Origin of the sequence: Streptococcus sanguinis (assembly GCF_003943735.1) — a bacterium.
In the GTDB taxonomy this organism is placed as follows: domain Bacteria; phylum Bacillota; class Bacilli; order Lactobacillales; family Streptococcaceae; genus Streptococcus; species Streptococcus sanguinis_E.
Map to the genome: position 1 here is coordinate 77,000 of NZ_RJMV01000001.1, position 23,684 is coordinate 100,683.

The 23,684-nt window shown below is 41.3% G+C and carries 27 protein-coding genes; 3 read left to right on the plus strand and 24 right to left on the minus strand.

Features of this window, described 5'->3' with window-relative positions:
- Positions 1-7 precede the first annotated feature (7 nt).
- From argJ to nagB, 24 genes are all read right to left on the minus strand, one after another.
- On the minus strand, positions 8-1,201 hold the full coding sequence (gene argJ, locus D8877_RS00405) for a bifunctional glutamate N-acetyltransferase/amino-acid acetyltransferase ArgJ (RefSeq protein ID WP_061592682.1): 1,194 nt from the start codon (positions 1,199-1,201) through the stop codon (positions 8-10).
- Between the two features lie 17 nt (positions 1,202-1,218).
- Positions 1,219-2,241, minus strand: coding sequence for an N-acetyl-gamma-glutamyl-phosphate reductase (argC, locus tag D8877_RS00410; protein ID WP_061592681.1), 1,023 nt, complete (start codon positions 2,239-2,241; stop codon positions 1,219-1,221).
- Between the two features lie 241 nt (positions 2,242-2,482).
- Positions 2,483-5,101: an alanine--tRNA ligase gene (gene alaS / locus D8877_RS00415; RefSeq protein WP_125340768.1), complete on the minus strand. Its 2,619-nt coding sequence runs from the start codon at positions 5,099-5,101 to the stop codon at positions 2,483-2,485.
- 38 nt (positions 5,102-5,139) lie between these two features.
- The gene (locus D8877_RS00420) at positions 5,140-5,721 is read right to left on the minus strand and encodes an LURP-one-related/scramblase family protein (RefSeq protein ID WP_185760131.1); all 582 of its coding nucleotides are present in this window, start codon (positions 5,719-5,721) and stop codon (positions 5,140-5,142) included.
- A gap of 140 nt (positions 5,722-5,861) precedes the next feature.
- Positions 5,862-6,869: a peptidylprolyl isomerase PrsA gene (gene prsA / locus D8877_RS00425; RefSeq protein ID WP_125340764.1), complete on the minus strand. Its 1,008-nt coding sequence runs from the start codon at positions 6,867-6,869 to the stop codon at positions 5,862-5,864.
- A gap of 113 nt (positions 6,870-6,982) precedes the next feature.
- Positions 6,983-7,666, minus strand: coding sequence for an O-methyltransferase (locus tag D8877_RS00430; protein WP_125340762.1), 684 nt, complete (start codon positions 7,664-7,666; stop codon positions 6,983-6,985).
- Position 7,667: 1 nt separating this feature from the next.
- Positions 7,668-9,470, minus strand: a complete 1,803-nt coding sequence (gene pepF, locus D8877_RS00435) for an oligoendopeptidase F (protein WP_125340760.1) — start codon at positions 9,468-9,470, stop codon at positions 7,668-7,670.
- Between the two features lie 162 nt (positions 9,471-9,632).
- Entirely contained in the window at positions 9,633-9,941 is a 309-nt protein-coding gene (locus D8877_RS00440) for a hypothetical protein (RefSeq protein WP_002929842.1), read from the minus strand.
- Positions 9,942-9,976: 35 nt separating this feature from the next.
- The gene (locus D8877_RS00445) at positions 9,977-10,351 is read right to left on the minus strand and encodes a hypothetical protein (protein WP_125340821.1); all 375 of its coding nucleotides are present in this window, start codon (positions 10,349-10,351) and stop codon (positions 9,977-9,979) included.
- Positions 10,348-11,931 carry an alpha/beta hydrolase family protein gene (locus D8877_RS00450; RefSeq protein ID WP_125340758.1) on the minus strand — a complete coding sequence of 528 codons (1,584 nt, stop codon included), beginning with the start codon at positions 11,929-11,931 and terminating at the stop codon, positions 10,348-10,350. Before D8877_RS00450 ends, D8877_RS00445 begins: the two co-directional genes overlap by 4 nt.
- 1 nt (position 11,932) lies before the next feature.
- Positions 11,933-12,322, minus strand: coding sequence for a DUF1310 family protein (locus D8877_RS00455; protein ID WP_125340757.1), 390 nt, complete (start codon positions 12,320-12,322; stop codon positions 11,933-11,935).
- Between the two features lie 308 nt (positions 12,323-12,630).
- Positions 12,631-13,017: a DUF1310 family protein gene (locus D8877_RS00460; protein ID WP_125340755.1), complete on the minus strand. Its 387-nt coding sequence runs from the start codon at positions 13,015-13,017 to the stop codon at positions 12,631-12,633.
- 334 nt (positions 13,018-13,351) lie between these two features.
- The gene (locus D8877_RS00465) at positions 13,352-13,732 is read right to left on the minus strand and encodes a DUF1310 family protein (RefSeq protein WP_125340753.1); all 381 of its coding nucleotides are present in this window, start codon (positions 13,730-13,732) and stop codon (positions 13,352-13,354) included.
- A 316-nt stretch (positions 13,733-14,048) separates the two neighbouring features.
- Positions 14,049-14,435, minus strand: a complete 387-nt coding sequence (locus D8877_RS00475; protein ID WP_125340751.1) for a DUF1310 family protein — start codon at positions 14,433-14,435, stop codon at positions 14,049-14,051.
- 125 nt (positions 14,436-14,560) lie between these two features.
- Positions 14,561-14,770, minus strand: coding sequence for a hypothetical protein (locus tag D8877_RS00480; protein ID WP_125340749.1), 210 nt, complete (start codon positions 14,768-14,770; stop codon positions 14,561-14,563).
- A gap of 1 nt (position 14,771) precedes the next feature.
- Entirely contained in the window at positions 14,772-15,164 is a 393-nt protein-coding gene (locus tag D8877_RS00485) for a DUF1310 family protein (RefSeq protein WP_125340747.1), read from the minus strand.
- Between the two features lie 204 nt (positions 15,165-15,368).
- Positions 15,369-15,491 (minus strand): hypothetical protein, encoded by a 123-nt coding sequence (locus tag D8877_RS12365; RefSeq protein ID WP_260468626.1) that lies wholly within the window; start codon positions 15,489-15,491, stop codon positions 15,369-15,371.
- Positions 15,492-15,500: 9 nt separating this feature from the next.
- Positions 15,501-15,896: a DUF1310 family protein gene (locus D8877_RS00490; RefSeq protein ID WP_125340745.1), complete on the minus strand. Its 396-nt coding sequence runs from the start codon at positions 15,894-15,896 to the stop codon at positions 15,501-15,503.
- Between the two features lie 165 nt (positions 15,897-16,061).
- Positions 16,062-16,448, minus strand: a complete 387-nt coding sequence (locus tag D8877_RS00495) for a DUF1310 family protein (RefSeq protein WP_125340743.1) — start codon at positions 16,446-16,448, stop codon at positions 16,062-16,064.
- 151 nt (positions 16,449-16,599) lie between these two features.
- Positions 16,600-17,007: a DUF1310 family protein gene (locus tag D8877_RS00500; protein WP_125340741.1), complete on the minus strand. Its 408-nt coding sequence runs from the start codon at positions 17,005-17,007 to the stop codon at positions 16,600-16,602.
- A 170-nt stretch (positions 17,008-17,177) separates the two neighbouring features.
- Positions 17,178-18,128, minus strand: a complete 951-nt coding sequence (locus D8877_RS00505) for a competence protein CoiA (protein WP_125340739.1) — start codon at positions 18,126-18,128, stop codon at positions 17,178-17,180.
- A gap of 112 nt (positions 18,129-18,240) precedes the next feature.
- On the minus strand, positions 18,241-19,410 hold the full coding sequence (locus D8877_RS00510) for an MFS transporter (protein WP_125340737.1): 1,170 nt from the start codon (positions 19,408-19,410) through the stop codon (positions 18,241-18,243).
- 94 nt (positions 19,411-19,504) lie between these two features.
- Entirely contained in the window at positions 19,505-20,860 is a 1,356-nt protein-coding gene (locus D8877_RS00515; RefSeq protein ID WP_125352113.1) for a DUF1958 domain-containing protein, read from the minus strand.
- Positions 20,861-21,010: 150 nt separating this feature from the next.
- On the minus strand, positions 21,011-21,718 hold the full coding sequence (gene nagB, locus D8877_RS00520) for a glucosamine-6-phosphate deaminase (protein ID WP_125352115.1): 708 nt from the start codon (positions 21,716-21,718) through the stop codon (positions 21,011-21,013).
- 133 nt (positions 21,719-21,851) lie between these two features.
- On the opposite strand from nagB, the gene D8877_RS00525 reads away from it, so the two are divergent.
- Genes D8877_RS00525 through D8877_RS00535 form a run of 3 tightly spaced genes read left to right on the plus strand, consistent with a single transcriptional unit; the run spans position 21,852 to position 23,556 of the window.
- Positions 21,852-22,031, plus strand: a complete 180-nt coding sequence (locus D8877_RS00525; RefSeq protein WP_185760133.1) for a hypothetical protein — start codon at positions 21,852-21,854, stop codon at positions 22,029-22,031.
- Positions 22,032-22,040: 9 nt separating this feature from the next.
- A complete protein-coding gene (gene queA / locus D8877_RS00530) occupies positions 22,041-23,069 on the plus strand; it encodes a tRNA preQ1(34) S-adenosylmethionine ribosyltransferase-isomerase QueA (RefSeq protein WP_032916004.1) in 1,029 nt (342 codons plus the stop codon).
- A gap of 16 nt (positions 23,070-23,085) precedes the next feature.
- Positions 23,086-23,556, plus strand: coding sequence for an arginine repressor (locus D8877_RS00535; RefSeq protein WP_002896068.1), 471 nt, complete (start codon positions 23,086-23,088; stop codon positions 23,554-23,556).
- The last annotated feature ends 128 nt before the right edge of the window (positions 23,557-23,684 follow it).

A 23,684-nucleotide genomic window follows, 5' to 3' on the forward strand; every position in this document is an offset into this window, starting at 1 on the left:
TTTCTCCTTAGGTTCTATAGAGGGCATTGATTTTCACATAATCATAGGACAAATCGCAGCCCCAGGCCTGAGCTTCAGCGGCCCCATCGTGTAGGTCAATGGTCAAGGTCAGCAGCTCCCCAGCCATGGCATCACTAGTCTCCTCTGGGTCAAAAGCCACAGGGCTAGAAGTCTGCATAACTGGAATCCCCTCAATCCAAATATCAATGTCATCAACCGAGACATCTGCTCCCGCATAGCCGATAGCTGCTAAGATTCGACCCCAATTGGGATCTTGACCAAAAATGGCGGTTTTAACCAAGCTAGAGCCAACAACACTCTTGGCAATCATACGGCCACTCTGTTCATCCTTGGCATGCCGAACATTGACTTCAATCAGCTTGGTCGCTCCCTCGCCATCCTTGGCAATTTTCTTAGCCAAGTCAGCCATAAGATAGTGGAGCATCTTAGAAAACTTTTCAAATTCTTCCGTATCTGGCAGAATTTCTTCATTTTGCCGGCAGCCATTCGCCATGACTAGCACCATGTCATTAGTCGATGTATCTCCATCCACCGTGATTTGGTTGAAAGTTGTCTCCACATGCTGGCTGAGAGCCGCTTGCAAGGTAGCACTGGAAATATTAGCATCACAGGTGATAAAGGCCAGCATGGTCGCCATATTCGGATGAATCATGCCCGAGCCCTTGGCTACTCCCGCCATCGTCACCAGATCTGAGCCAAACTCTTCTGTGACTACACAGGTCTTGGTACAAGTATCCGTCGTCAAGATAGCCTCAGCAAAATCTTCTGCCTTACCACTCACCAAAATCTTTGACAGGCCATTTTTCAGAGCATCCATTGGAAGCTGCTCGCCTATGACTCCTGTAGAAGCCAGACCTACCAACTCGGGCTCAACCTCCAGCTTTTGGGCAGTCAATCGCTGCATCTCATAGGCGGCGTCCAGTCCCTGCTGACCTGTACAGGAATTGGCAACACCAGAATTAACTACTATTGCTTGCAATTTCTGGCTCTTTTGGATCGATGCTTTAGTCACTAGAAGCGGAGCAGCAATGACCTTATTGGTCGTATAGACTCCTGCCACACTGGCTGGTACTTCTGAGACAATCCAGCCAAAATCCAACTTCTTTTTCTTAAAGCCAGCGTGTAAACCGTCAGCCGAAAAGCCTAGCGGACTGGCAATTGTTCCATCAATAATCTTCATATCTAACCCTTTCTCATCTAGACATAGGACGGTTGACTGAGCAGGCCATCTGTTTCAGGAAAGCCCAGCATCAGATTCATATTTTGAACTGCCTGACCAGCAGCCCCCTTGATTAGGTTATCCAGCACAGCTACGACAGTTAAAATATTTGTCACAGGATTATAGTCAAAACCAATATCTGTATGATTAGTACCAACAACCTGGTGCAGACTCGGCAGAGCAGCTTGGATACGAACAAAAGGCTTGTCCTGATAGCATTCCTGATAAATAGCAGTCAGTTTTTCCCTAGTCAAAGGTTCTTTTAACTTGCTGTAAACCGTTGCTACGATGCCACGATTGACGGGAATGAGGGAAGTTGAAAACTGAATCTGCTGCAATCCCTCATCAAAACGCTGTAACTGCTGCACAATCTCAGGAATATGCTGATGTTGATTCAGCTTATAAGTCACATAGTTGTCGTGCACATGGACAAAATGGCTGGATGCAGCTGGATTTTTCCCTGCCCCTGTCAAACCGCTCTTGGCATCGACAATAATAGAGTCCAGCTCAATAGCCCGAGCCTGTAACAAGGGAATCAAGGCCAACTCTGTAGCCGTCGCATAACAGCCAGGATTGGCAATAAATCGCTTCCCTCTGATATCTGTAAACTCTGACAGCCCATAAATAAACTCTTTTTGAACATGATCTTCAGCCGGCTCTTTCTGATACCATTTTTTATAAATATTCTCTGGCAAACGATGATCGCCAGATAGGTCAATAACTGGAAATCCCGCTTCTACAAAATCTTTTGACAAATCTTTAGCCACTCCGCTTGACGTTGCAAAGAAAACAAGATTTGCTCGTCGCATAATTTCCTGACTGTCGAAAGCTTCTATTTTCAGGTCGCAAATTCCCTTCAAATGAGGATAAAGCTCTGACACAGGAGCCTCAATATCTTGGCTGGCATGAAGGGAAACGACTTCTGCCTGCGGATGCTGCAGTAAAATACGAAGGAGTTCCATACCTGAGTAACCAGTAATTCCTACAATCGAAATTCGCATATTTTTAAAAAACCTCCGTATAAATATGCGTTTTATTTTACTCGTATATTTTCCCTTTGTCAAGTATTTTCTGTATTTTTATGCAATATTTTTGAAAATATCATTATTTATTCTAAAACAATTCATAATTTCTTGCCGAAAAGCGGCCTATTTGCTTCTCATATAGAGAAGTAAGAAATCTAAGAGCACAGAAAAAGATCTGCCCAAAGAGGAGACCTTTTCATCTATCTTTTATCTAATATTACAACTTCTCAGCCACCGCTGCTAGCAAGTCTGAAATAGCTGATTGCTTGCCGCCGCCGGCCATAGCCATGTCTGGCTTACCGCCGCCTCGACCATCTACAATTGGTGCCAATTCCTTAATCAGATTACCAGCATGGATGTCCTTGGTCTTGCTGGCTGCAAGAACATTGACCTTGTCACCAATTGCTGCGACCAGTATAAGAACATCTGAATAGTCCTTCTGCTTCCAAGTGTCCGCAAAGGTACGCAGGGCACCTGCATCAGAAACAGAGACCTGACTAGCAATAAAGCTATGTCCATTTGCTTCTTGAACATTCTTGAAAACTTCACCAGAGGCCGCTGCTGCTGCCTTTTCCTTGAGCTCTGCATTCTCTTTTTGCAGTTGACGCAGCTGCTCTTGCAGCGCTTCTACCTTGTGAGGTACTTCCTTGATTTGCGGTGCCTTGAGAGTCGCAGCGATAGCCTTGAGCGCCTCTTCTTCCTCACGGTAGGCTTCAAAGGCTTCCTTACCAGTCACTGCCAAGATACGACGAGTACCTGAACCAATACCTTCTTCTTTGACAATCTTGAAAATACCGATTTCAGAAGTATTGCCTACGTGGGTTCCTCCGCAAAGCTCAACAGAGTAGTCGCCGATGGTTACGACGCGAACTTCTTTACCATATTTTTCTCCAAAGAGCGCCATGGCACCCATTTCCTTAGCCGCGTCAATATCTGTCTCTACTGTCTCTATGGCAAGGGCTTCCCAGATTTTCTCATTGACTTCTTGCTCGATAGCACGCAGCTCTTCTGCTGTCACCGCTTGGAAATGCGTAAAGTCAAAGCGCAGGAATTCTACTTCGTTCAGAGAACCAGCCTGGGTTGCATGGTTACCAAGAACATTATGCAGGGCTGCATGTAAGAGGTGAGTCGCCGTATGGTTCTTCATAACACGATGGCGACGGCTGTGGTCAATTTCTAGTTTATAGCTTTGACCTAGAGCCAAAGGGGCCAAGACTTCTACAGTATGCAACGGCTGACCATTTGGTGCCTTTTGTACATCCCTTACTTTCGCTACCAGATTGCCTGCCCCATCAAAGATTTGACCGCGGTCGGCCACCTGACCACCCATTTCTGCGTAGAATGGCGTTTCTGCAAAGATGAGGGCAGCTGAGCCTGTCTCAACAGACTCCACTGCTGCATCATCTGCTACAATAGCAAGGAGTTCAGCAGTCAGCTCTTCTTTTTCGTAGTTAAAGACACTCTCTACAGTGATGGCCTGCAGGGTTTCATTTTGCATGCCCATTGATCCGCCCTTGACAACAGAAGCACGTGCCCGATCTTGCTGCTCTTTCATAGCCGCTTCAAAGCCAGCCCGGTCCACAGTCATGCCTGCTTCTTCAGCGATTTCTTCGGTCAACTCCAGCGGGAAACCGTAAGTATCGTAGAGTTTAAAGGCATCTTGACCAGCAATAACAGTTTGTCCCTTAGCTTTCAAATCTGCCACGATTGTTTCTGCAAAATGTTGACCAGAGTGCAGAGTACGAGCAAAAGATTCTTCTTCACTCTTGATAATCTTTTCGATAAATTCTTGCTTTTCAAGAACTTCTGGATAGTAGCTTTCCATAATCTTGCCCACAGTTGGTACGAGTTTGTAAAGGAAAGGCTCATTGATCCCCAGCTTTTGACCATGCATTGAAGCACGACGAAGCAGACGGCGAAGGACATAGCCACGGCCTTCATTTCCAGGAAGAGCGCCATCACCAATGGCAAAGGAGAGCGAGCGGATATGGTCTGCGATAACCTTGAAACTCATATTGTCGCCATCTTGGTCATAGACCTTGCCAGACAGCTTCTCTACTTCGCGAATGATTGGCATGAAGAGGTCGGTCTCAAAGTTGGTCTTAGCCCCTTGGATGACAGCCACCAAACGCTCCAAACCTGCGCCCGTATCAATGTTCTTATGTGGCAATTCCTTGTACTCGCTACGTGGTACAGCAGGGTCAGCATTGAATTGTGACAAGACGATATTCCAGATTTCGATATAACGGTCGTTCTCAATATCTTCTTCTAAGAGACGAACTCCAATATTTTCTGGATCAAAAGCCTCACCCCGGTCAAAGAAAATCTCTGTATCCGGCCCAGAAGGTCCCGCACCGATTTCCCAGAAGTTGTCCTCAATCGGAATCAAATGACTAGGCTCAACGCCCATAGCAATCCAGCGGTTGTAAGAGTCCTTGTCATCTGGATAGTAGGTCATGTAGAGCTTATCTTTAGGGAAATCAAACCACTCAGGGCTAGTCAAAAGCTCGTAAGCCCACTCAATCGCTTCATCACGGAAATAATCACCGATAGAGAAGTTACCCAGCATTTCAAACATAGTATGGTGGCGGGCAGTCTTTCCGACATTTTCAATATCGTTGGTCCGAATGGCCTTTTGAGCATTGGTAATCCGAGGATTTTCCGGAATGATGGTTCCATCGAAGTATTTCTTGAGAGTCGCTACACCAGAGTTAATCCAGAGCAAGGTTGGATCGTTGACCGGCACCAAGCTGACAGATGGTTCTACTGCATGACCCTTAGTTGCCCAAAAATCCAGCCACATTTGACGAACCTGAGCACTTGACATTTGTTTCATTTATTTTTCTCCTTAAATTTTTTCTAAAAATAATTGCATTATGAGGACGAACTTTCCAGCATTTCGACATAATCAATAGCGACACAGAGGGAAATGACCAAATCTGAATAAGTCTCATCATAGACACTCACCTGATAAGTAGAGGTTAGATGGAAAAGCTCCTTGGTAATCTCTGCAACGACTTGATTGCTGTCATCCAGCAGACGAAAGTTTAAATCCCAGATGTTCCCTTCAACCCGAAGACCCAAATTATCAAATTTATATTTATCACGTAAAAAAGAGAATTTCTTACGGATATAAAAGCTATGCCCGCTGTTGAGTTTGATTTCAAACTGGGGCAAGAGGGTTATAAGGGTCTTGGTAATCTGACTGACGATTTGACCCTGATTATCATAGATAGTAAAGGTCTTAGGAATCTGGAAGAAAGAGCCTTCCACTTGATAATCCACATTCCCTCGATCGTCCTTGATATCAAAGCGTTCGCCGCCTAAGCGAAATTTCTGTTTGACAAGATAGGTTTTCATTATATTACCTCCAGAGCCAACATAAAAGACAAGTTCCTTGTCCGAAGGGCGAAAAACCGCGGTACCACCTTCATTCAATGAACTTGTCATTCTCATTTCGTATTCTATTTTGCTAGATGAGTAGCATGATTCTCCGTCTCAGATGGCTCGCAGCACCGCCAATTCTCTGAACTAAGAACTTGAAAAATCAATTCTCACCAGTCTTATTATACTTGCTTATTCGCTTTTCGTCAACCTTATTCTGCGGCTGATGATGAAGCTTCTGCTGAACTGCTTTCAGCTGCTGAGCTAGACTCAGAAGTCTTTGAGCTGCTAGCAGCACTTGATGAAGAAGTTGAAGAACCTGTCGTTTCGATATACTGAGCAAAGACAGATTGGAAAGCACTATCCTTAACCTTGATGTTGGCATCTTTCAGCTCTTTAGCCACAACGCTTTGGATGAAGCTAGTATCTTTTTCTTTTTGTGCAATGATAATCTTTTTCAGCTTATCTTTGTAGTCTTTCCAGTTAGAAGATTTCTCTGACTTCTTGACCAGCTTAACAATATAGTAACTTGCTGAATACTGTGAATCTGGCACAGTCACAAGGTCTGAAACGCCATTTTCTTCCAAAGCAAAGGCAGCTTTTTTGACAGCATCTGGAACATCGGCAGAACCAGAGTCAAACTTGATTTCTCCGCCTTTTTCCTTAGTGGAAGCATCGGTAGAGTTTTCCTTAGCGATTTGACTGAAGTCTGCGCCTTCTGCTTTAGCTTTTTCGAGAACTTCCTTACCTTTGTCTTCGCTGTCAACCTTGATGATTTGAGCTGTTACTTCTGGCGTATAGTTTTCAAAGGCAGCCTTGTAGTTTTCGTCAGTCAGCTCTTTTTCAGCAGCCTTCTTAACGGCATACTCTACCAGCATATTGGTGCGGATTTGATCCTTGTAGGCATCTTCGGTCAATCCGTTTTGAGCCAAGACTTGGGCAAAAGCTGTACCGTAAGCCGTTTTAGACTTTTCGAAAGCATCCTTAACATCCTTGTCTTTGACGTCTTTGCCGTATTTTTCTTCAAAGATGTCTTTGATAGCCATCTGCAGCAAGACCTGCTGAGCTGCACCATTATTTTTCACTTGATCATAGAATTCATTGACAGTAATCGTGTTTCCTTTCATGGTCACGATGTCCTTGCCTTCTGAGTTGGAACATGCTGCTAATACAGCGACTGACAAGAGTGTCACAGCTCCTGCAAATATTTTTTTCTTCATTTTATATTGACTCCTTATTCTTAAAAGTTCACGTTTTCTATTGTAGCACAAATTTGAATTGATATCTTAAATTTTACTAAAAATTTTTGGAAATTAGGAAAAAATCAGAGATGTCATTTTTTTCTAATCATAAGCAGTCCATCTCCCAAGGGAAGCAGACTAGAAGTTAAATCTGGACTGTCCAAAGTTGCGTCAAAAAGACTATGCAGACCTCGGTAAATAGCCCGTTGGCCACGCTTAATATCCTCAAAAGGCTTGGCAACATCTCCTCCTTGGAAGATATCATCAATGAGGACTAGGCCACCAGGATTGAGGCGCTTGAGAACTTGGGGCAGAAAGACCACATACTTGGACTTGGCAGAGTCCATAAAGACAAGGTCGTAGGAATCCTCTAGTGTCTCAAGCAAATCCATCGCATCACCTTCCAGCAGAGTGATCTGCTGACGGCTGTCATATTTTGCAAAATTAGCCTTGGCCAACTCAATCATCTCTGGATTGCGGTCAATAGTTGTAATCTGAGCCCGAGGCGCATGCTCCGCCATCAAAAGGGCCGAAAAACCAATAGCCGTACCGATTTCTAAAATCTTCTCTGGCTGAAGACTTTCGAGTAGCAGGCGGAAGTAAGCCACTGTCTCATGAGGAATCACGGGCACATTTTCAACTCTAGCAAAATCCTCTAGTACCTTGAGTCCACCAGCGACCGGCTGGAGACGCTGTCTCATAAAGTCAACGATTTCCTCTTTGACCACTGGCCGACGCATATTGGGATTAGAGTTTTGATTATAAGTCTCGACCATCTTATGCCAGTCCCAACTTTTCTACCAAGGCTTCAAATTGATCCAGACGACGCTCAAAGACAGAAAAAGCAGCATTTAGGTAGTCTTCCTTTTCCATATCCACACCTGCTTTTTTGATGACATTGAGCGGATAGTCAGAGTTACCAGCTTTCAGATAGTCCAGATACTTATCCTTGTCTTCCTGACTGCCATGGACAATCTTTTCAGCCAAGGCAGAAGCCGCTGAAAATCCTGTCGAATATTGGAAAACATAGTAATCATAGTAGAAATGCGGAATCCGAGCCCACTCATACTGAATCTGCGGATTATCTTCTTTTTTCAGTCCATAGTACTTCTCGTTCAAGTCAGCGTAGAGTGCATTGAGAAACTCGCTGGTCAAAACTTGACCTTCTTGGTCAGCCTTGTGGATAGCATGCTCAAACTCAGCAAACTGGGTTTGACGGAAGACCGTTCCTCGGAAGCCATCCAAGAAGTGATTGAGGATAGCAAAGCGGGTCGTATCGTCTTCTACTTCTTCCAAGAGCTTCTCTGTCAGGATGTTTTCGTTAGTCGTCGAAGCAATCTCAGCTAGGAAGATAGAGTAGTCTCCATAGACATAAGGCTGGGTTTCACGAGTATAGCTGGAGTGCATACTGTGGCCTGTCTCGTGCACCAAGGTAAAGAGATTGTCCAGTGTGTCCTGCCAGTTAAGCAACATAAAAGCATTGGTATCATAAGAACCGCCTGAGTATGCTCCTGAGCGCTTACCTTGATTTTCATGAACATCAATCCAGCGCTCTGAAAAAGCTGTCTTCACTCGGCTCAAATAATCCTCACCCAGAATAGCCAGAACTTCCTCAGATTTAGCCAAGGCTTCCTCATAAGTGAACTTGTAGTCTGTCTCTGACAAAGGTGTGTACATATCATACATCTTCAAGTCAGAAATGCCTAAAATCTTCGCTCGTAAAGCGATATAACGTTGCAAGAGAGGCAAATGCTTATTGACAGCTGAAACTAGGCTGTCATAAACACTTTCTGGAATAAAGTCAGCTGACAAGGCTGCTTCACGGGCAGATGAAAACTTGCGGGCTTTCGCATTGTAATTGTGAACCTTGACATTGGTCTGCAGAGTCTTAGCATAGGTATGCTGGTACTGCTCGTAGACGCTGTAGAGAGCCTCATAAGCTTCCTTACGGACCTCTCGATTTTTAGACTCGACCAAGGTGATATAGTTGCCGTGGCTGAGCTGAACTTCATTTCCATCTTCGTCATGCACCATCGGAAAGACAATACCCGCATTATCCAAGATAGCAAAGGTTTCGCCCGCTGCGCCAAAGATTTCACCAGCACCGGCCAATAGCTCCTCTTCGCGCTGTGTCAGGATGTGGGCTTTCTTTTTCAAAAGCTTGTCAAAATAATGCTGATACAGCTTCAGGGGTGGCTGCTCAGCCAAGAAAGCCTGGTACTGCTCTTCTGTAATCGCCATAAATTCGGGCTCATAGAAGGCAAAGCTTTGACCAAAATCGCTGTAAAGAGTCATGCCTTTGGCCTGATACTCTTGGTACTTAGCCACACGTGTATCCTGGTCATTCTTCATATGAGCATAAGAATAAAGCTTTTCAATACGACGCATCAAGTCCAGCTGCACTTCAGTCGTTGTTAAGAGACTATCCGCTGAATCCAGCAAATGCCCAGCCAGACCAGCTGCTTTCTTCACTTCTTCTGAAACCTGCGCCAACTCGGCTTCAAAGGCTTCATCTGTTGGGAAAATAGTACTCAAATCCCAAGTATATTTTTCTTCAATTTCATTTCTTTGTTTTGCCATAAAAAAATCCTCCGACTCCCCTATTCTATCACAAAATTCCACTTTTTATAAAACTCAAGTACCAAAATCTCTTAGTAGCTATGCAGACTGACTTAGTTTATAAAAAAACTCTTTGAACCTAATTCCTGACCAAACAAAAATTAGATTCCAAAGAGTTCATTGCTAAATTTCTTCAAATTTCGTACTGCTGTTGTCTATAACGCTTACAACTTTTTTAGAAAATTGCCCTTTCATCGAGCTATCTATCTGATCTGCAGCTACTTTCACGCTCTCTTGAACAGTCTTTGCGACATCAGTAAAAAGAGTATCATAATTGCTTTGAAGGCTGCTTTTTTGAGCTAACAAAAGAGGAGCTAGAACATTCGTTATAATTTGCTTTTCTATTGCTTTTCTAATTTCTGCCAAATCAGATGTTTTAGATGGTGAAAAGTAACTTTTTACTGGTGTTGAAGCTATTTCTGATATAAACATAGACTTTTTCCTTTCCTCTACTCTAAACAGCAGATTTATTTAGAATCACGAAGATGAGAATAGCTATCTTCAATTTCCCATTCTAAACGGCGTCTCTGCTTAGAGAATGTTTCCAAAACTTTCTCATCTTTTAGATCAAGATTTTTCAGTTCCTCGCTGCTAGCCCCTTCTGCCAATATATCATAGGATTCTATATACTGATTTAGAGCCTGCCATTCGATACTAGTGTCCCTTTCTTGTTTCCGCAAAATAGCAGTCGCCATTTCATACTCTTCTTGTAGCATGTCGGAAAAAGCTTTTTTCTTAGATAGGATGATATCTCGTTCTTTATCAATCTTCAAACGTTCCCTCTGAAGTTCTGAGTATAGTTCCACCATCTCTTTTTCTTTTTTAGCTATATCCTGCTTCATTGATTGATTTGGTTCCATTGCTCAAAATCTCCTGCTAATGTTTGATCCCTAGCCAGCAACAACTCAATACCAGCTTCAATCTGACCTTGCAAAACGCTAAAGGTAATTCGAAGTATCTGAAATTTAGACAATCGAATATAAAAGTGCTCTTGCAAAGATGCGACCAATGATTGATAATCTGCACCTCCAGCCTGATAGGCTGCAGCCACCTCATCTGGACTAAGACTGAAGCCCTCTGGCACCTTTTCCAACTGCTCTGCTAGCTTTTCTGCTTCGCTAACAACCCGATCTCTAGCCTGCTGCAAAGTGTCATAGCCTAGTTTGATCACATTTACTAAATTTTTAACAGTTGCCTGGGCTTGAACACTGTCCAGATAAATCTTTTCATTACTGCTAAATCCACCCTTAGACAGATACTTCTTCATATTCTGGTAAGGAATCATATTGGCTTTGATGGTATCCTTGATAGTCGTCTTTCCTGTCCCATCCATAAGCACAAAATTTTTATTTTTATCGTAGATATAGCCCTCCATCATATGCTGAGCACCTATTTCCTTTTCGACAGTCGCAATATGATGTACAATACCAGCAGCATTTTCACTGCCAGATAAGCTGTAGCCTAAGCTGACGATGTCCTTATGGTCGATATGATTAAAGATCTTATACTTAGCGCTATCCAGTCGTGCCTGCTGTTCCTTGGGCAAGAGAGGATAGATATTAGGGCCATTGTAGATATGGACTGTGCCAATATGGCGCATCTCCTCCTCTGTCAGGGTGGATAGAGCATACTGGATATCCATAGAACCCAAAGAGTGTCCGTAAAGATCAATCTTGGCATTAGGGTACTTACGAATGGTTTCCTTAAGATGCTTAGCCGCATCCTTAAACTGAGCCGGAGGAAACTCTTGTGTCTTTTTGAGATAACTAGCAGCTACCAAAATATTCGGTGCAGCAATTCCTGTCGTGAAAGTTCCGCCAGAAACACCTGCAAGATTTGATATAACATTCTTCCTCAGCTCATTAAAGGGATTTTTATTGAGAGAATTAAGGCTCTGCTTCACAGCTTGACCAGCATCTTTATTAAAGATTCCGACTACATTTCCTATCTTATTACTTACGTCTCGATCTGCCTTATCTAGTTCTTCTCGGCTTTTTTGAGTAATAATATTTTTTGAATGACGATAAACAAAAGGGGTAGCATATTCTACTGCACCTACAGGTCCCAGACGGTGAGATGCCGTCACAAAGTCTGTAGGCAGCCAATCCGTAACAGTATCGTGGATTAACTTAGGAGTATGCGTCTTAGTCTGTGACCCCTGCATCATGACTGTCACATCCTGCACCTGAGCACGCTCAGCATCCGAAGCGGAGTAGGGGACAGCGGCGCGATTCGTTCCATTATTTGTCAGTACATAAACCTGCTCTTCATTGCCATGTACATTGTCGTAAATTTGGGAGACGGTGCCGATGTATTCTGTTTCATCAATATATTTTTCTGTCCCAATCATCATATCTTCATCATATTCAACCATGGCTGTTTCGACATGCTGATAATCCGTATATTTTTCGTTATTTGCCAAATCAATTCACCTCCAATAGTTCACTAAGTTTCGGACTTCTTGAATTTGTGGCAATTTCATAGTTACCAGTAGTTGAATCTTCTACCACTGTTACACTTAAACTTATATTCTTATCTCCGTTAATAAACATTTGAATCATTATCCCTCCCATTGGATTATATTTCAACCTGTCTTTTTTTATCTCATAGAATTTAATCTTCCCTTCCGAAGTCAAAGCTTTAGAATCTAATTTTTTTAAAAAATTTTCAATTACACTCTTCATCTTTTCACTCTCCACAATCTGAATCATTTCTTCCTTTTCTGACCGATTGCTTAGCATGCTACAACCTCCTAAAAACATAGCTGAACTGAGCGTGACGATACTCAGAAAGATTACAAAAATTTTCTTCATAGTGGCTCCTTTCGTTTCTCATCTTTGCTAAAGCTGATACCTTAACGAAAATGAGAAAGCAGTTTTAGATTAACGTCTTATATTAATTATTATACTATTTTCCCAAAGAATATGAAAGCGGAATCATTGTTAGAAGTTCGTAAAGATATAAGCTTATTCTTCATTGTCATGTACATTGTCGTAAATTTGGGAAGCAGTTCCAACATAGGTTTCGTCACTTAGTTCAACCTCTTGATTAACATTTTTTATCTAATATTCTTGCAATGCAATATCAACTTTTTTCTTATCACTTAATGCTTTATCATATTTCATTCTCCCCTCAATTTCTTTGCAAGTTCACCAGAGATCACGTACCCCATATGTTCTAGCTTCCCATCAGACTCTTCCATCAATGTTGTGGTAATCGTTAGTTCTGGATTATCATTAATTATAAGTTCAACGATTAATCCTCCCATGGGATTATAGTCTAATTCATCTTTATTAATTGAATATTCTTTTATAATCCCCTCCTCTGTCAATGCTTTAGAATCTTCCTGTCTTAGTAATTCTTCTATTGCTCTCTGCGCTTTCTTCCCCTCTGCAATCTGAAGAATTTCTTCTTGTCCTGAACGACTGTTTAACATACTGCATCCTCCTAAAAGCATCGCCGAACTGAGTGTAATGATAGTCAGAAAGATGACAAAAATTTTCTTCATGATAGCTCCTTTCGCTTCTCATCTTTGCTAAATCTGATGCTTTATCAAAAATGGGAAAATGGATTTGGATTCATGTTTTATATTATCATTGTTTTTTCAAAAGAATATGATAGCACAATTATTGTTAGGAAGTTGTGAAAGAAAAACCTTATTCTTCATTGACGTGTACGTTTCGTAAATTTGGGAGATAGTGCCGATGTAAGCAACATCTTCAACTATTCCAGCCCTCCAATATGCATGTTCCCATCAAATTAAAAAAATGAAATATCAACATGCTGTCGATCCTTATATGCCGTACGATCAATTGGATTTATATAATCTTCCATACTCACACCTACTCAACTATTTTATTTAGGTCTTCTGATATAAAATAACTAGCAACCCTATAATTACCTTGCTCTTCCTCTTGCACAGTCATACTTATGTTCAATTTTTCATCTTCGTTTATGATAATCTTAATTATCAATCCTCCCATTGGATTATACTTTAACTTATCCTTTTGAATCTCATAAAATTTAATCTTTCCTTCTGGAGTTAATGCTTTAGGATCTAATTCTTTAAGAAGGTCGTCTAAAGCTTTCTTCATCTTTTTACTCTCCGCAATCTGAATCATTTCTTCTTTTTCTGATTGACTGTTTAGCATACTGCAACCTCCTAAAAACAAAGCCGAACTGAGCGTAATGATACTCAGAAAGATTACAAAAATTTTCTTCATGACAGCTCCTTTCGTTTCTCATCCTTGCTAAAGCTGATACCTTAAAAAAAATGGGAAACTAGATTTAGATTAACGTCTTATATTAATTGTTATACTATTTTCCCAAAGAATATGAAAGCGGAATCATTGCTAGATGTTCGTGAAGATAAAAAATTGTTCTTCATTGTCATGTACATTATCGTATACCTGAGAAAGATTACCAATGTATCAATTCTTACTTGCTATTGAGTAATTTTTCCTAAATTCTAATTCACGATACTCTACCAAAGCTACTGCAACATTCTGCTTATCATTGTACTCTGCATTATTAGCTATGTTAATCCTCTCCTAATAACTCACTCAATTCTTGTGGAATACCATATGATACAACTTCATATTCTCCAGTATCTTCTTCTTGAACAGTCATATCAATATTCAAAACTTCATTCCCATTAATAATTATATAAACATTTAGTCCACCCATAGGATTATAATCTAACTTATCCTTTTGAATTTCATAGGATTTAATCTTTCCTTCTGGTGTCAAAGCTTTAGGATCTAAACCTTTGAGAAAATTTTCCAAGGCTTTCTTCATCTTTTTACTTTCTGAAATCTGAAGAATTTCTTCTTTTTCTGACCGACTGTTTAGCATACTGCAACCTCCTAAGAACATAGCTGAACTGAGCGTAATGATACTCAGAAAGATGACACAAATTCTCTTCATGATAGCTCCTTTCGCTTGTTATCTTTACTAAAGCGGATGCCTTAACGAAAATGGGAAAATGGATTTGGATTAATGTTTGATATTATCATTTTTATACTATTTTTATCGAGAATAAGAAAGCGGAATCATTGATAGAAATTTGTAAAGATAAAAAATTGTTCTTCATTGCCATGTACATTGTCGTAAATTTGGGAGACGGTGCCTAAATAATCCCTCCCCCTTTTTACATCATATTGTTTACCAACATACATACTCCTATACTCATATAAAGTAGTCTCAACATGTTGTTTATCTCTATATTCGCTACCATCAATAGGGTTTTTATAATCAGGCATATTACTTTTCTCCTCTAATTAGCTCGTTAAATTCCGGAGACATGCCATAGCCACCCGTCTCATATTCGCCAGTGGTTGAATTTTCTTGAAAAGTCATGTCTAATTCAAACTTCTTATCATCATTAATTATTAAATAGATGTCTAATCCTCCCATCGGATTGAAATCTAATTTATTCTTTTCAATTTTATACGTTTTAATCTTCCCCTCTGGTGTCAGAGCTTTAGGATCCAGTTCTCTCAACTCTTTCTCAATCGCCTTCTTCATTTTTGTACTTTCCGCAATCTGAATCATTTCTTCTTTTTCTGACCGACTGTTTACCATACTACAACCTCCTAAAAATATAGCAGAAATGAGCGTGATGATACTCAAAAAGATTACAAAAATTTTCTTCATGGTGGCTCCTTTAACTTGTTATTTTTACTAAAGCTGATGCCTTAACGAAATGGGAAAATGGATTTGAATCAAAGTTTATATTATCATTGTTATACTATTTTTTTAAAAGTTCCAAGGACTACGCTACGTATAAAGAGTTGTAAAGACAAAAACTCATTCTCTCTCACCCTTAATATTGTCGTAAATTTGGGAGACCGTGCCAACTTAGGTTTCACTCCCCTCTTCCCTAATTACCTCATCTTTAGTTTTCGAATCAATATGGTATTTTCTTAATGTAAAATCCACATGTTGGTTATCATTTAATTTTTCGTCCTCTATTAATACCATGCTAAACTCCTATCTTTCCAATGCTTGAGATAACTTATCAGAATAAGTGGCACTTGTGCTTTCTATCTCTCCATCACTATTTTTATTTATATTGCAGCTAATAATAAAATCAGAATCTCCATTTATTATAATATCGAAATCTATCCCGCTCATTGGATTTTTTGAAATTGAGTTTCTATCTATTTCATAACTTTGTATAAAGCCTTCTTTTTTAAATGCTTGAGGATCAACATAAGTGAACCAATGATAAAATGCTTTTTCAGCCTCTTTACTTTCTACAAGTTTAATCATTTGACTATTTTCATTTTCTTTCTCTGAACGACTGCTTGGCATACTGCAGCCTCCTAAAATAATGCCTGAAATAATCGTGATGATACTCAGAAATATTACAAAACTTTTCTTCATGACAGCTCCTTTCGTTTCTTGTCTTTGCTAAAGCGGATGCCTTAACAAAGACGGTGCTGACATAACCTCCATCTTTAAGTTTGACCTCTTGATTTACTTTCTCAATTTCATATTCTTACAATGCAATATCAACTTTTTTGTTATCACTTAATGCTTTATTATATGTCATTCTCCCCTCAACTTCTTTGCAAGCTCGCCAGAAATTACGTACCCTGTATGTTCTAGCTTCCCATCAGAGTCTTCCATCAATGTTGTGGTAATTGTTAATTCCGTGTCATCGTTTATTATAAGCTCAACTATTAAGCCACCCATAGGATTATATTTAAGATTTTTTTCATTTATTGTATATTTTTTTATTATCCCCTTTTCTGTCAATGCTTCAGGATCTTTTTTCCTTAACATTTCCTCAATTAACTTTTTAGATTTCTGGCTCTCCGCAATCTGAATCATTTCTTCTTTTTCCGACCGACTGTTTAGTATGCTACACCCTCCTAGAAGCATAGCTGAACTAATCGTGATGATACTCAGAAAAATTACAAAAATTTTCTTCATAATGGCTCCTTTCGCTTCTCATTTTTGATAAAACCGATACCTTAACAAAAACGAGAAGGCGAATTTAGATTAATTTTTTATATTAATTATTATACTATTTTTCCAAAGAACATAATAGCGCAACCATTGTTAGGAAGTTATCTAGAAAAACTTATTCTTCATTGCCATTTACATTTTCTTCATCCATTAGTTCTGTAAGCTTCGGTGACCACACAGTCCCATCTCTGTGAAATTTCCCATTTTCGTCCTCTGTAATGACATATCCTAGTGTTACTTCCTCGTCACCATTAATGATTAAATCAAACATTAATCCTCCCATTGGGTTCTGAGTTAGTGACTTTTTATTAATTTCATAACTTTTAATTTTCCCTTCAGGTGTTAATGCTTGAGGGTCAATCTTTTTCAGCCCTTCCTCAATAACACTCTTCATCTTTTTACTTTCTGCAATTTGAATCATTTTTTCTTTTTCTGATCGACTGTTTAGCATACTGCAACCTCCTAAAAGCATAGCTGAACTGAGCGTGATGATACTCAGAAAGATTACAAAAATTTTTTTCATAGTGGCTCCTTTCATTTCTCATCTTTGCTAAAGCTAGCTGAATTAGCACGATTTAGAATTTTTAACTATCTAACTTATTACTTTATTATATTATACAGGATTCTCAAATATTCTAAAACTGAAAGGATAACTAAAAGTTTATGGCTTCATCAATGGGAAACTAACGATACTTAGCAATTTTCTCTTGTCATCTCATAAAAAGCCGGTGAATAAACAATTTGCAGATTTTTTTGCTGGAGATTGGCATAATAGTTCTCAAACTGCTGATAATAGTCTGTCAGGTCAGTACTTATCTGACAGAAAGAGGTTGCCTGTATCGGCCGAACCTGTGGATAGAAATCCTCTGCTGACTTGGTCAGGAGATTATCTCCAGCTTGATAGAGCTTGGCCTGCAGCCGCATCCATCTAGGCTGTTGGTAATAAAGCTGACGGCGGATATAATTACAGATCTGCGGATCTTGCTGGGCCAGAAAGCTGTTCATCTCCTGCTTTTGAAAGGGCAAACGCAAAATATCCAAAAACCGGCCGTGACCAAAGGGAAAGTTCTTGGTCTTGTGCTGGACTTTTCCATGCAGATCTTCGTGAATCAGGTATTTGAGACGCAGAACTTGCTTTTCTTGATCCAGCTCCCAAAGATGAAAGCCCATATTTTTACTAAAATAGAGAAAATCCTTCTGCAGGCGAGTTAGGGAATCCTTGAGCCAAAGTTTTCGTCCCAAAAGCCAGAGAACCTGATAGCCATGCTGGCGGTAAGAAAGCGTCCGTTCCTGCAACCGTTCTATACTTAGGGGACTGCACTGGACTTCAAGCGCCAGTTTTTCATCAACCAGTAGATCAGCAATCTGCTGCAGTGCAGGCAAAAAAGCCTCCACCTCAACTTCTTCTGTCTGGACAGCCCAGCGAAAAAGCTCCGCCTTAAGGTTCAGGTGCTCAGCGCTCTCATTTTCCCTGTAAAAACGACACTGCTCTAGCGAAACATGCGCAAAATGCGGCTGCATAACTTTCCCTTTTTTAAAACGGACTGCCCCTGAACAAGCCGGGCAGACGAAATCAGCCCCCTTTTCAATCTTCTCCTCCAGAGCATTACACAAAAGCCCCTTATGATTTCGCGCCACAAACATATCCTAGTCCCCTCTAAATTTTATCTCATTTACTAAAATATTCGCAAAAAGAAAGAGAAACTATCTAGACAAAAAAACGGGTCAAGAGAACATCTCTCCGACTCGTTTTTCATTATCCAAATAATTGATTTCCTTTTCGTTCTGGCAATTTTAGAAAGAGGGCCAGCAGACAGACTAGGCAGATAACAGCTGCTAGAAAGAGGTTCATTCCTTCGTAACCCCAACTGTCCAGAAAATGGCCGGCCAGATTTTGAATGAGAATAGTGCCCAGACTGCGGGCTGTTTGGATCAAAGCAATGGCTGTAACCAGGTATTTTTCATCGACCAAGCTGGCCACGATTTTCAGGGTCACCATAATCAAAACCATGCCCGTCACATGCTTGGAAAGGAGAGTCATCCCGATTTTCGAAATTAAACCTAGGTCCAAGGCATAAACGCTGTACTGGAGAAAGATGATTCCCAGACAGATATACAGAAGCTTTTTCATCGAAATCTTGTCCATAAAGAGATAGGAATAAAAGATAAAAGGCGCTTCAACCAGAACTGATAAGGCAACGACAGTCGAAGCCATATCCACTTCTAAACCATTATGCTGTAGCATGGCAGGGATATAGGTATGACCAGTATTCCCCACTCCAGAGTATAGGGCGACCAAAAGGAGGTAAAAGAGATAAGTTTTGTTGGTCAAGAGCTTCCCCAGACCTGTCTGCTTGTGAATGTCTTTTTTATCTAGGGCTGCTCGGTCGTGCTTGGGCTGGATTCCCAAAAGTCCTAGACTGCTGATAATCATCATACCAATAAAGACTGGGAAAATAGCCTGCGGTGCGACTCTTTGATAGATTAGACCAGCCAGCTGAGAGCCTAAGGCATAGCCAATGGTTCCCCAAATCCGAATCTTACCATAAGTATAAGGACTTTGAGCCGCAAGAACATCCATGACTGGATTGGCCCCGTTAACCAACATGAGAACTAGGCTATACCAGACCAGTAACTGCCAAAGCTGAGTCGCTTTCATGAAAAATACAGCCCCAACCATCATAACCAGAAAGCTAAAAAGGAAGATCTTTTTAATGCCCAATGCATCGCTGAGTACTCCAAAGATTGGCTGAGCCAGCATAGAAGCAAAGAAGGAAGACGACACTACTAGCGATACTTGAGCATTAGAATAGCCTAAGTCCTGCATATAGACTGATATCAGAGTCGAAAAAAGAGAGTAGGCTAGAAAGAAAAAATTAAAGAGTAAAAAATGAGCCAGATAGCTGTTGTGAAACTTTTTTCGCATGAAAATCTCCTTAAAACAGAAAGAAAACTCAGCAAAATCACTGAGTTTTAGCTTGGAAAGTCATTCCGTTCGTATGTGACAGAGGACATTCCCTTTATTCAACATCTGTATTTCTACGACGTTCCTGCTTTGCAGCCTTGCGTTTTTGGCGACTGCGGTATTCAAAGTACAGAATGATTAGCAGGATGCCAACAGGCAGCAGAATTAACATCTTATCGCTGAAGAACACACCATACCAAGGCTTGCTATCCGACTTGCTGCCAGTCACATTTTCAATAGCCTGAGCAACTGGATTCTCAACTTTCTCGACTTTCATTTCATCAGAGATCTTGCTAGACAAGGTCTTCAAGCCATTTTCAGCCTTGAGAACATTGTTTTCAACCTTGACTTTAGGCTTGGTTCCCTTTTTAACAGTAGCGTAGAAATCTTCAGGCAGCTTATACTTCTGTCCATCAATCTCCTGCTCACCCTTGGATAAGAGTTTTTTGTACTCATAATCCGCATAAGCCTTCTCAATCAAAGCATTACCAAAAGGATGGCGGTAATACTCACCGTCTTGGTCAGACCAGTCACCGACTCCCATAATCACGGCAATCATGCGCTGATCTCCACGCTTAATGGTCGCGATATAGTTGAAAGCACCGTTAGGACTAGAGCCCGTCTTCATACCATCTACGCCCTTGAGTGCGTATTTAGCACCCGGCAGGGAGTAATTATAAGTTTCAAAGGTTTCCTCGTAAGGAGTTCCAGCTTTAACCGTAACCTTGGCTTTATTAGTGTAGTTTAGAATCTCAGGATGGTGATTGACAAAATTGTAAGCCAGAATCGCCAAATCACGAGCTGTTGTCTGATTGCTGGCATAATTATCGTAGTTTTGAGGGTTATAATAGCCCTTAAAAGAAACAGCCGCTGCACCGCTGGCATTGAACCACTTGGTATTCGTCATGCCCAGCTCTTGAGCCTTGGCATTCATCCGATCCAAGAAAGCATCTGGATCATTGTCCGATAGATAATTGGCTAGCATAACGGTTGTCGCATTGGATGAAGGCACGATTGTCATGGTAATCAGCTCAGATACAGTATAGTCCACACCAGCGACAATTTTATTATTAGAAATTTCATAAATATTAGCGGTGGCCTGATCCTGAGGTGTAGCTGTAATGACCGTCTTTTCGCTGATTTTTCCTTCCTTAATCGCTTCAAAGACCAAGTAAAGCGTCATGAGCTTACTCATACTAGCAGGATCACGCACCTCATCGACATTATCCTCCCAGACAACATCACCTGTACTGCCGTCAATAACGAGAGAAGACTTGGGACGATTAATCGCCTGAACATTATCGTGCGGATACATCTTTTTAGCCATATCCACCAATTCATCAGCCCTAGCAGCTAATGGTGCTAACGAGGTCAGGAACGCAATTCCCAATAACAAAAGCTTTTTCTTCACAGGATCCTCCAAAGAACAATTATACCTATCTAGTATATCATATTTTACGCAAAGTCAACCATAAATCTAAAAATCCTACCTAAAAAATAGATAGGAAATTAAGAGACTTTTATCTGGCAAAGCCAGTTTTATAGCATCAATGTCAAAATCTTAGTGTTTTAACAAGCTAAGCGCTTCCTTATCAGCGATAATTACAACATCCGGATGCTTCTGGAGAGCACTGCCTGGCAGCTCCTCTGTCACTTCCCCCTCAACAGTTCCTGCTATAGCCTTGGCCTTAGCAGAACCATAAGCAAAGAGAATGATGGACTTAGCATTGAGAATGTTGCCAATCCCCATGGAAATAGCCTGAGTCGGAACATCTTCCATCTTGTCGAAGAATCGAGCATTGGACTGAATGGTGGACGGTGTCAAATCCACTAAGTGAGTCTGGCTGTCAAAACTAGTTCCCGGCTCATTAAAGCCGATATGGCCATTCGTACCGATTCCCAAAATCTGCAAATCAGCTGGATGCTCTGCTAGAAGCTGATTGTAGCGCGCCACTTCCGCTTCTAAATCTTTCGCTGCGCCATTAGGCAGGAAGCTTGCTTTAAAAGGCTTTTGGTTAAAGAGGTGCTGGTTCATGAAATAGCGATAAGATTGAGGATTGTCCTCCTGCAAACCGACATATTCATCCAGATTGACACTGAACATCTCTGAAAAATCAAGGTCACTCTCAACGATCTGCTTGTAAAATCCTTCTGGGCTGCTACCTGTAGCCAAGCCTAAAGTTTTTGCCCCCTGAGCCAGCTTTTCTTTGAGCAGCTCAAGAGCCACTTTACCACCTTCTACTTGGTTTTCCACTTGAATAATTTTCATTTTTTACCTCCACTTCTTTTCTTAACTTCATTATATGGTATAGACCAATTTTTGTCAAGAAAAAGTATCAAAATTGACCTACTTTTCAGTCATGCTCGCTTCCTTTTGCAGCAAATCGTGTTATAATAGAGACATGTTTTTACTGATTGTTTTATTGATTTTATTTTTAGTCGGAGTCTTACTCTGCAGCTTGAGTTTCCTCATGAAAAAACAACCAGGCTGGCAGATTGTAAGTTTGATTTTAGGAGGCTTGCTGATAGCCAGTCCCTTCCTACTCGCTGCCTACCTACTCTGGCTGATGAAAACAATATAAGGAGATACGATGAATACCGCTGATTTTGATTTTGACTTACCCGAAGAGCTGATTGCTCAGACACCTTTGGAGAAAAGGGATGCTTCCCGCTTGCTAGTGGTTGATAAAGAAACGGGAGCCTTCTCCGACCAGCACTTTGACCAGATTATTGATCAGCTCCAGCCCGGCGATGCCCTAGTGATGAATAATACGCGTGTCCTGCCTGCCCGCCTTTATGGTATCAAACCTGAGACAGGGGGCCATGTCGAGCTACTGCTACTCAAAAATACCCAGGGCGATGATTGGGAGGTGCTAGCCAAGCCAGCCAAGCGCCTCAGAGTAGGTGCTCAAATTTCCTTTGGCGATGGCCGCTTAACTGCTACTGTGGTAGAGGAGCTTGACCATGGTGGTCGAATCGTACGCTTTGGCTATGAAGGGATTTTCCTAGAAGTCTTGGAAAGTTTGGGAGAAATGCCGCTTCCGCCTTATATTCACGAGAAACTAGCAGACCGCGAACGCTACCAGACTGTCTATGCTAAAGAAAACGGCTCTGCTGCTGCGCCAACTGCTGGACTTCATTTCACAGAAGAGCTATTGGAGCAGATTGCTGCCAAGGGAGTCAAGCTGGTCTATCTCACCCTTCATGTCGGACTGGGAACTTTCCGACCGGTTTCTGTAGACAGCTTAGATGATCACGAGATGCACTCCGAATTTTACAGTCTGTCCGAGGAAGCTGCCCAGACACTCCGTCAGGTCAAGGCAAATGGCGGACGTGTCATTGCAGTCGGCACAACATCTATCCGCACCTTGGAGACAATTGGCAGTAAATTTCAGGGTCAGATTCAGGCTGACTCTGGCTGGACCAATATTTTTATCAAGCCGGGATACGATTGGAAGGTCGTTGATGCTTTTTCAACCAACTTCCACCTGCCCAAGTCAACTCTGGTCATGTTAGTCTCTGCCTTTGCCGGACGTTCCTTAACACTTAAAGCTTATGAGCACGCTATTGCTGAGCGCTATCGCTTCTTCAGCTTTGGTGATGCTATGTTTATCAAATAACTATAGGTGAAAATATATGAATAAAATTGAAAGCAGACACCGTCTTATTCGCTCCTTAATCATGGAAAAGAAAATCCATACCCAGCAAGAACTTCAGGAGCATTTGGAAGCAAACGGCGTCATTGTAACCCAGTCCACTCTTTCACGAGATATGAAAGCACTCAATCTGGTCAAGGTCAGTGAAAACGATACTTCCTACTATATCATCAACAGCATTGCACCATCCCGTTGGGAAAAACGCCTTCGTTTCTATATGGAGGATGCTTTGGTCATGCTGCGGCCAGTTCAAAATCAAGTCGTCATGAAAACCCTGCCTGGATTGGCCCAGTCTTTCGGTGCAATCTTAGACGCTCTAGAGCTGCCTCAGATTGTAGCTACTGTCTGTGGAGATGACGTCTGTCTGATTATCTGCGAAGATGACCAAGGGGCTCTGGACTGCTTTGAGAAACTCAAAGAATTCACCCCACCATTCTTCTTTAGTAAATAAAAGCTGAGACAACATTGCCTCAGTTTTTTCTATTTACGATTTTTCCCTCAAATGAAACCCATTAGTAAATCAGCAAGCCATACTTGACTAGGGTAAAGAAGTACCAATAAGAATTGAAGATGGTTTTA

Bases quoted from the DNA above. Each gene is read 5' to 3' on its own strand.
- argJ (WP_061592682.1), bottom strand. From the start codon at position 1,201: ATGAAGATTATTGATGGAACAATTGCCAGTCCGCTAGGCTTTTCGGCT.
- argC (WP_061592681.1), bottom strand. From the start codon at position 2,241: ATGCGAATTTCGATTGTAGGAATTACTGGTTACTCAGGTATGGAACTC.
- alaS (WP_125340768.1), bottom strand. From the start codon at position 5,101: ATGAAACAAATGTCAAGTGCTCAGGTTCGTCAAATGTGGCTGGATTTT.
- D8877_RS00420 (WP_185760131.1), bottom strand. From the start codon at position 5,721: ATGAGAATGACAAGTTCATTGAATGAAGGTGGTACCGCGGTTTTTCGC.
- prsA (WP_125340764.1), bottom strand. From the start codon at position 6,869: ATGAAGAAAAAAATATTTGCAGGAGCTGTGACACTCTTGTCAGTCGCT.
- D8877_RS00430 (WP_125340762.1), bottom strand. From the start codon at position 7,666: ATGGTCGAGACTTATAATCAAAACTCTAATCCCAATATGCGTCGGCCA.
- pepF (WP_125340760.1), bottom strand. From the start codon at position 9,470: ATGGCAAAACAAAGAAATGAAATTGAAGAAAAATATACTTGGGATTTG.
- D8877_RS00440 (WP_002929842.1), bottom strand. From the start codon at position 9,941: ATGTTTATATCAGAAATAGCTTCAACACCAGTAAAAAGTTACTTTTCA.
- D8877_RS00445 (WP_125340821.1), bottom strand. From the start codon at position 10,351: ATGAAGCAGGATATAGCTAAAAAAGAAAAAGAGATGGTGGAACTATAC.
- D8877_RS00455 (WP_125340757.1), bottom strand. From the start codon at position 12,322: ATGAAGAAAATTTTTGTAATCTTTCTGAGTATCGTCACGCTCAGTTCA.
- D8877_RS00460 (WP_125340755.1), bottom strand. From the start codon at position 13,017: ATGAAGAAAATTTTTGTCATCTTTCTGACTATCATTACACTCAGTTCG.
- D8877_RS00465 (WP_125340753.1), bottom strand. From the start codon at position 13,732: ATGAAGAAAATTTTTGTAATCTTTCTGAGTATCATTACGCTCAGTTCG.
- D8877_RS00475 (WP_125340751.1), bottom strand. From the start codon at position 14,435: ATGAAGAGAATTTGTGTCATCTTTCTGAGTATCATTACGCTCAGTTCA.
- D8877_RS00480 (WP_125340749.1), bottom strand. From the start codon at position 14,770: ATGCCTGATTATAAAAACCCTATTGATGGTAGCGAATATAGAGATAAA.
- D8877_RS00485 (WP_125340747.1), bottom strand. From the start codon at position 15,164: ATGAAGAAAATTTTTGTAATCTTTTTGAGTATCATCACGCTCATTTCT.
- D8877_RS12365 (WP_260468626.1), bottom strand. From the start codon at position 15,491: ATGGTATTAATAGAGGACGAAAAATTAAATGATAACCAACATGTGGAT.
- D8877_RS00490 (WP_125340745.1), bottom strand. From the start codon at position 15,896: ATGAAGAAAAGTTTTGTAATATTTCTGAGTATCATCACGATTATTTCA.
- D8877_RS00495 (WP_125340743.1), bottom strand. From the start codon at position 16,448: ATGAAGAAAATTTTTGTAATTTTTCTGAGTATCATCACGATTAGTTCA.
- D8877_RS00500 (WP_125340741.1), bottom strand. From the start codon at position 17,007: ATGAAAAAAATTTTTGTAATCTTTCTGAGTATCATCACGCTCAGTTCA.
- D8877_RS00505 (WP_125340739.1), bottom strand. From the start codon at position 18,128: ATGTTTGTGGCGCGAAATCATAAGGGGCTTTTGTGTAATGCTCTGGAG.
- D8877_RS00510 (WP_125340737.1), bottom strand. From the start codon at position 19,410: ATGCGAAAAAAGTTTCACAACAGCTATCTGGCTCATTTTTTACTCTTT.
- nagB (WP_125352115.1), bottom strand. From the start codon at position 21,718: ATGAAAATTATTCAAGTGGAAAACCAAGTAGAAGGTGGTAAAGTGGCT.
- D8877_RS00525 (WP_185760133.1), top strand. From the start codon at position 21,852: ATGTTTTTACTGATTGTTTTATTGATTTTATTTTTAGTCGGAGTCTTA.
- queA (WP_032916004.1), top strand. From the start codon at position 22,041: ATGAATACCGCTGATTTTGATTTTGACTTACCCGAAGAGCTGATTGCT.
- D8877_RS00535 (WP_002896068.1), top strand. From the start codon at position 23,086: ATGAATAAAATTGAAAGCAGACACCGTCTTATTCGCTCCTTAATCATG.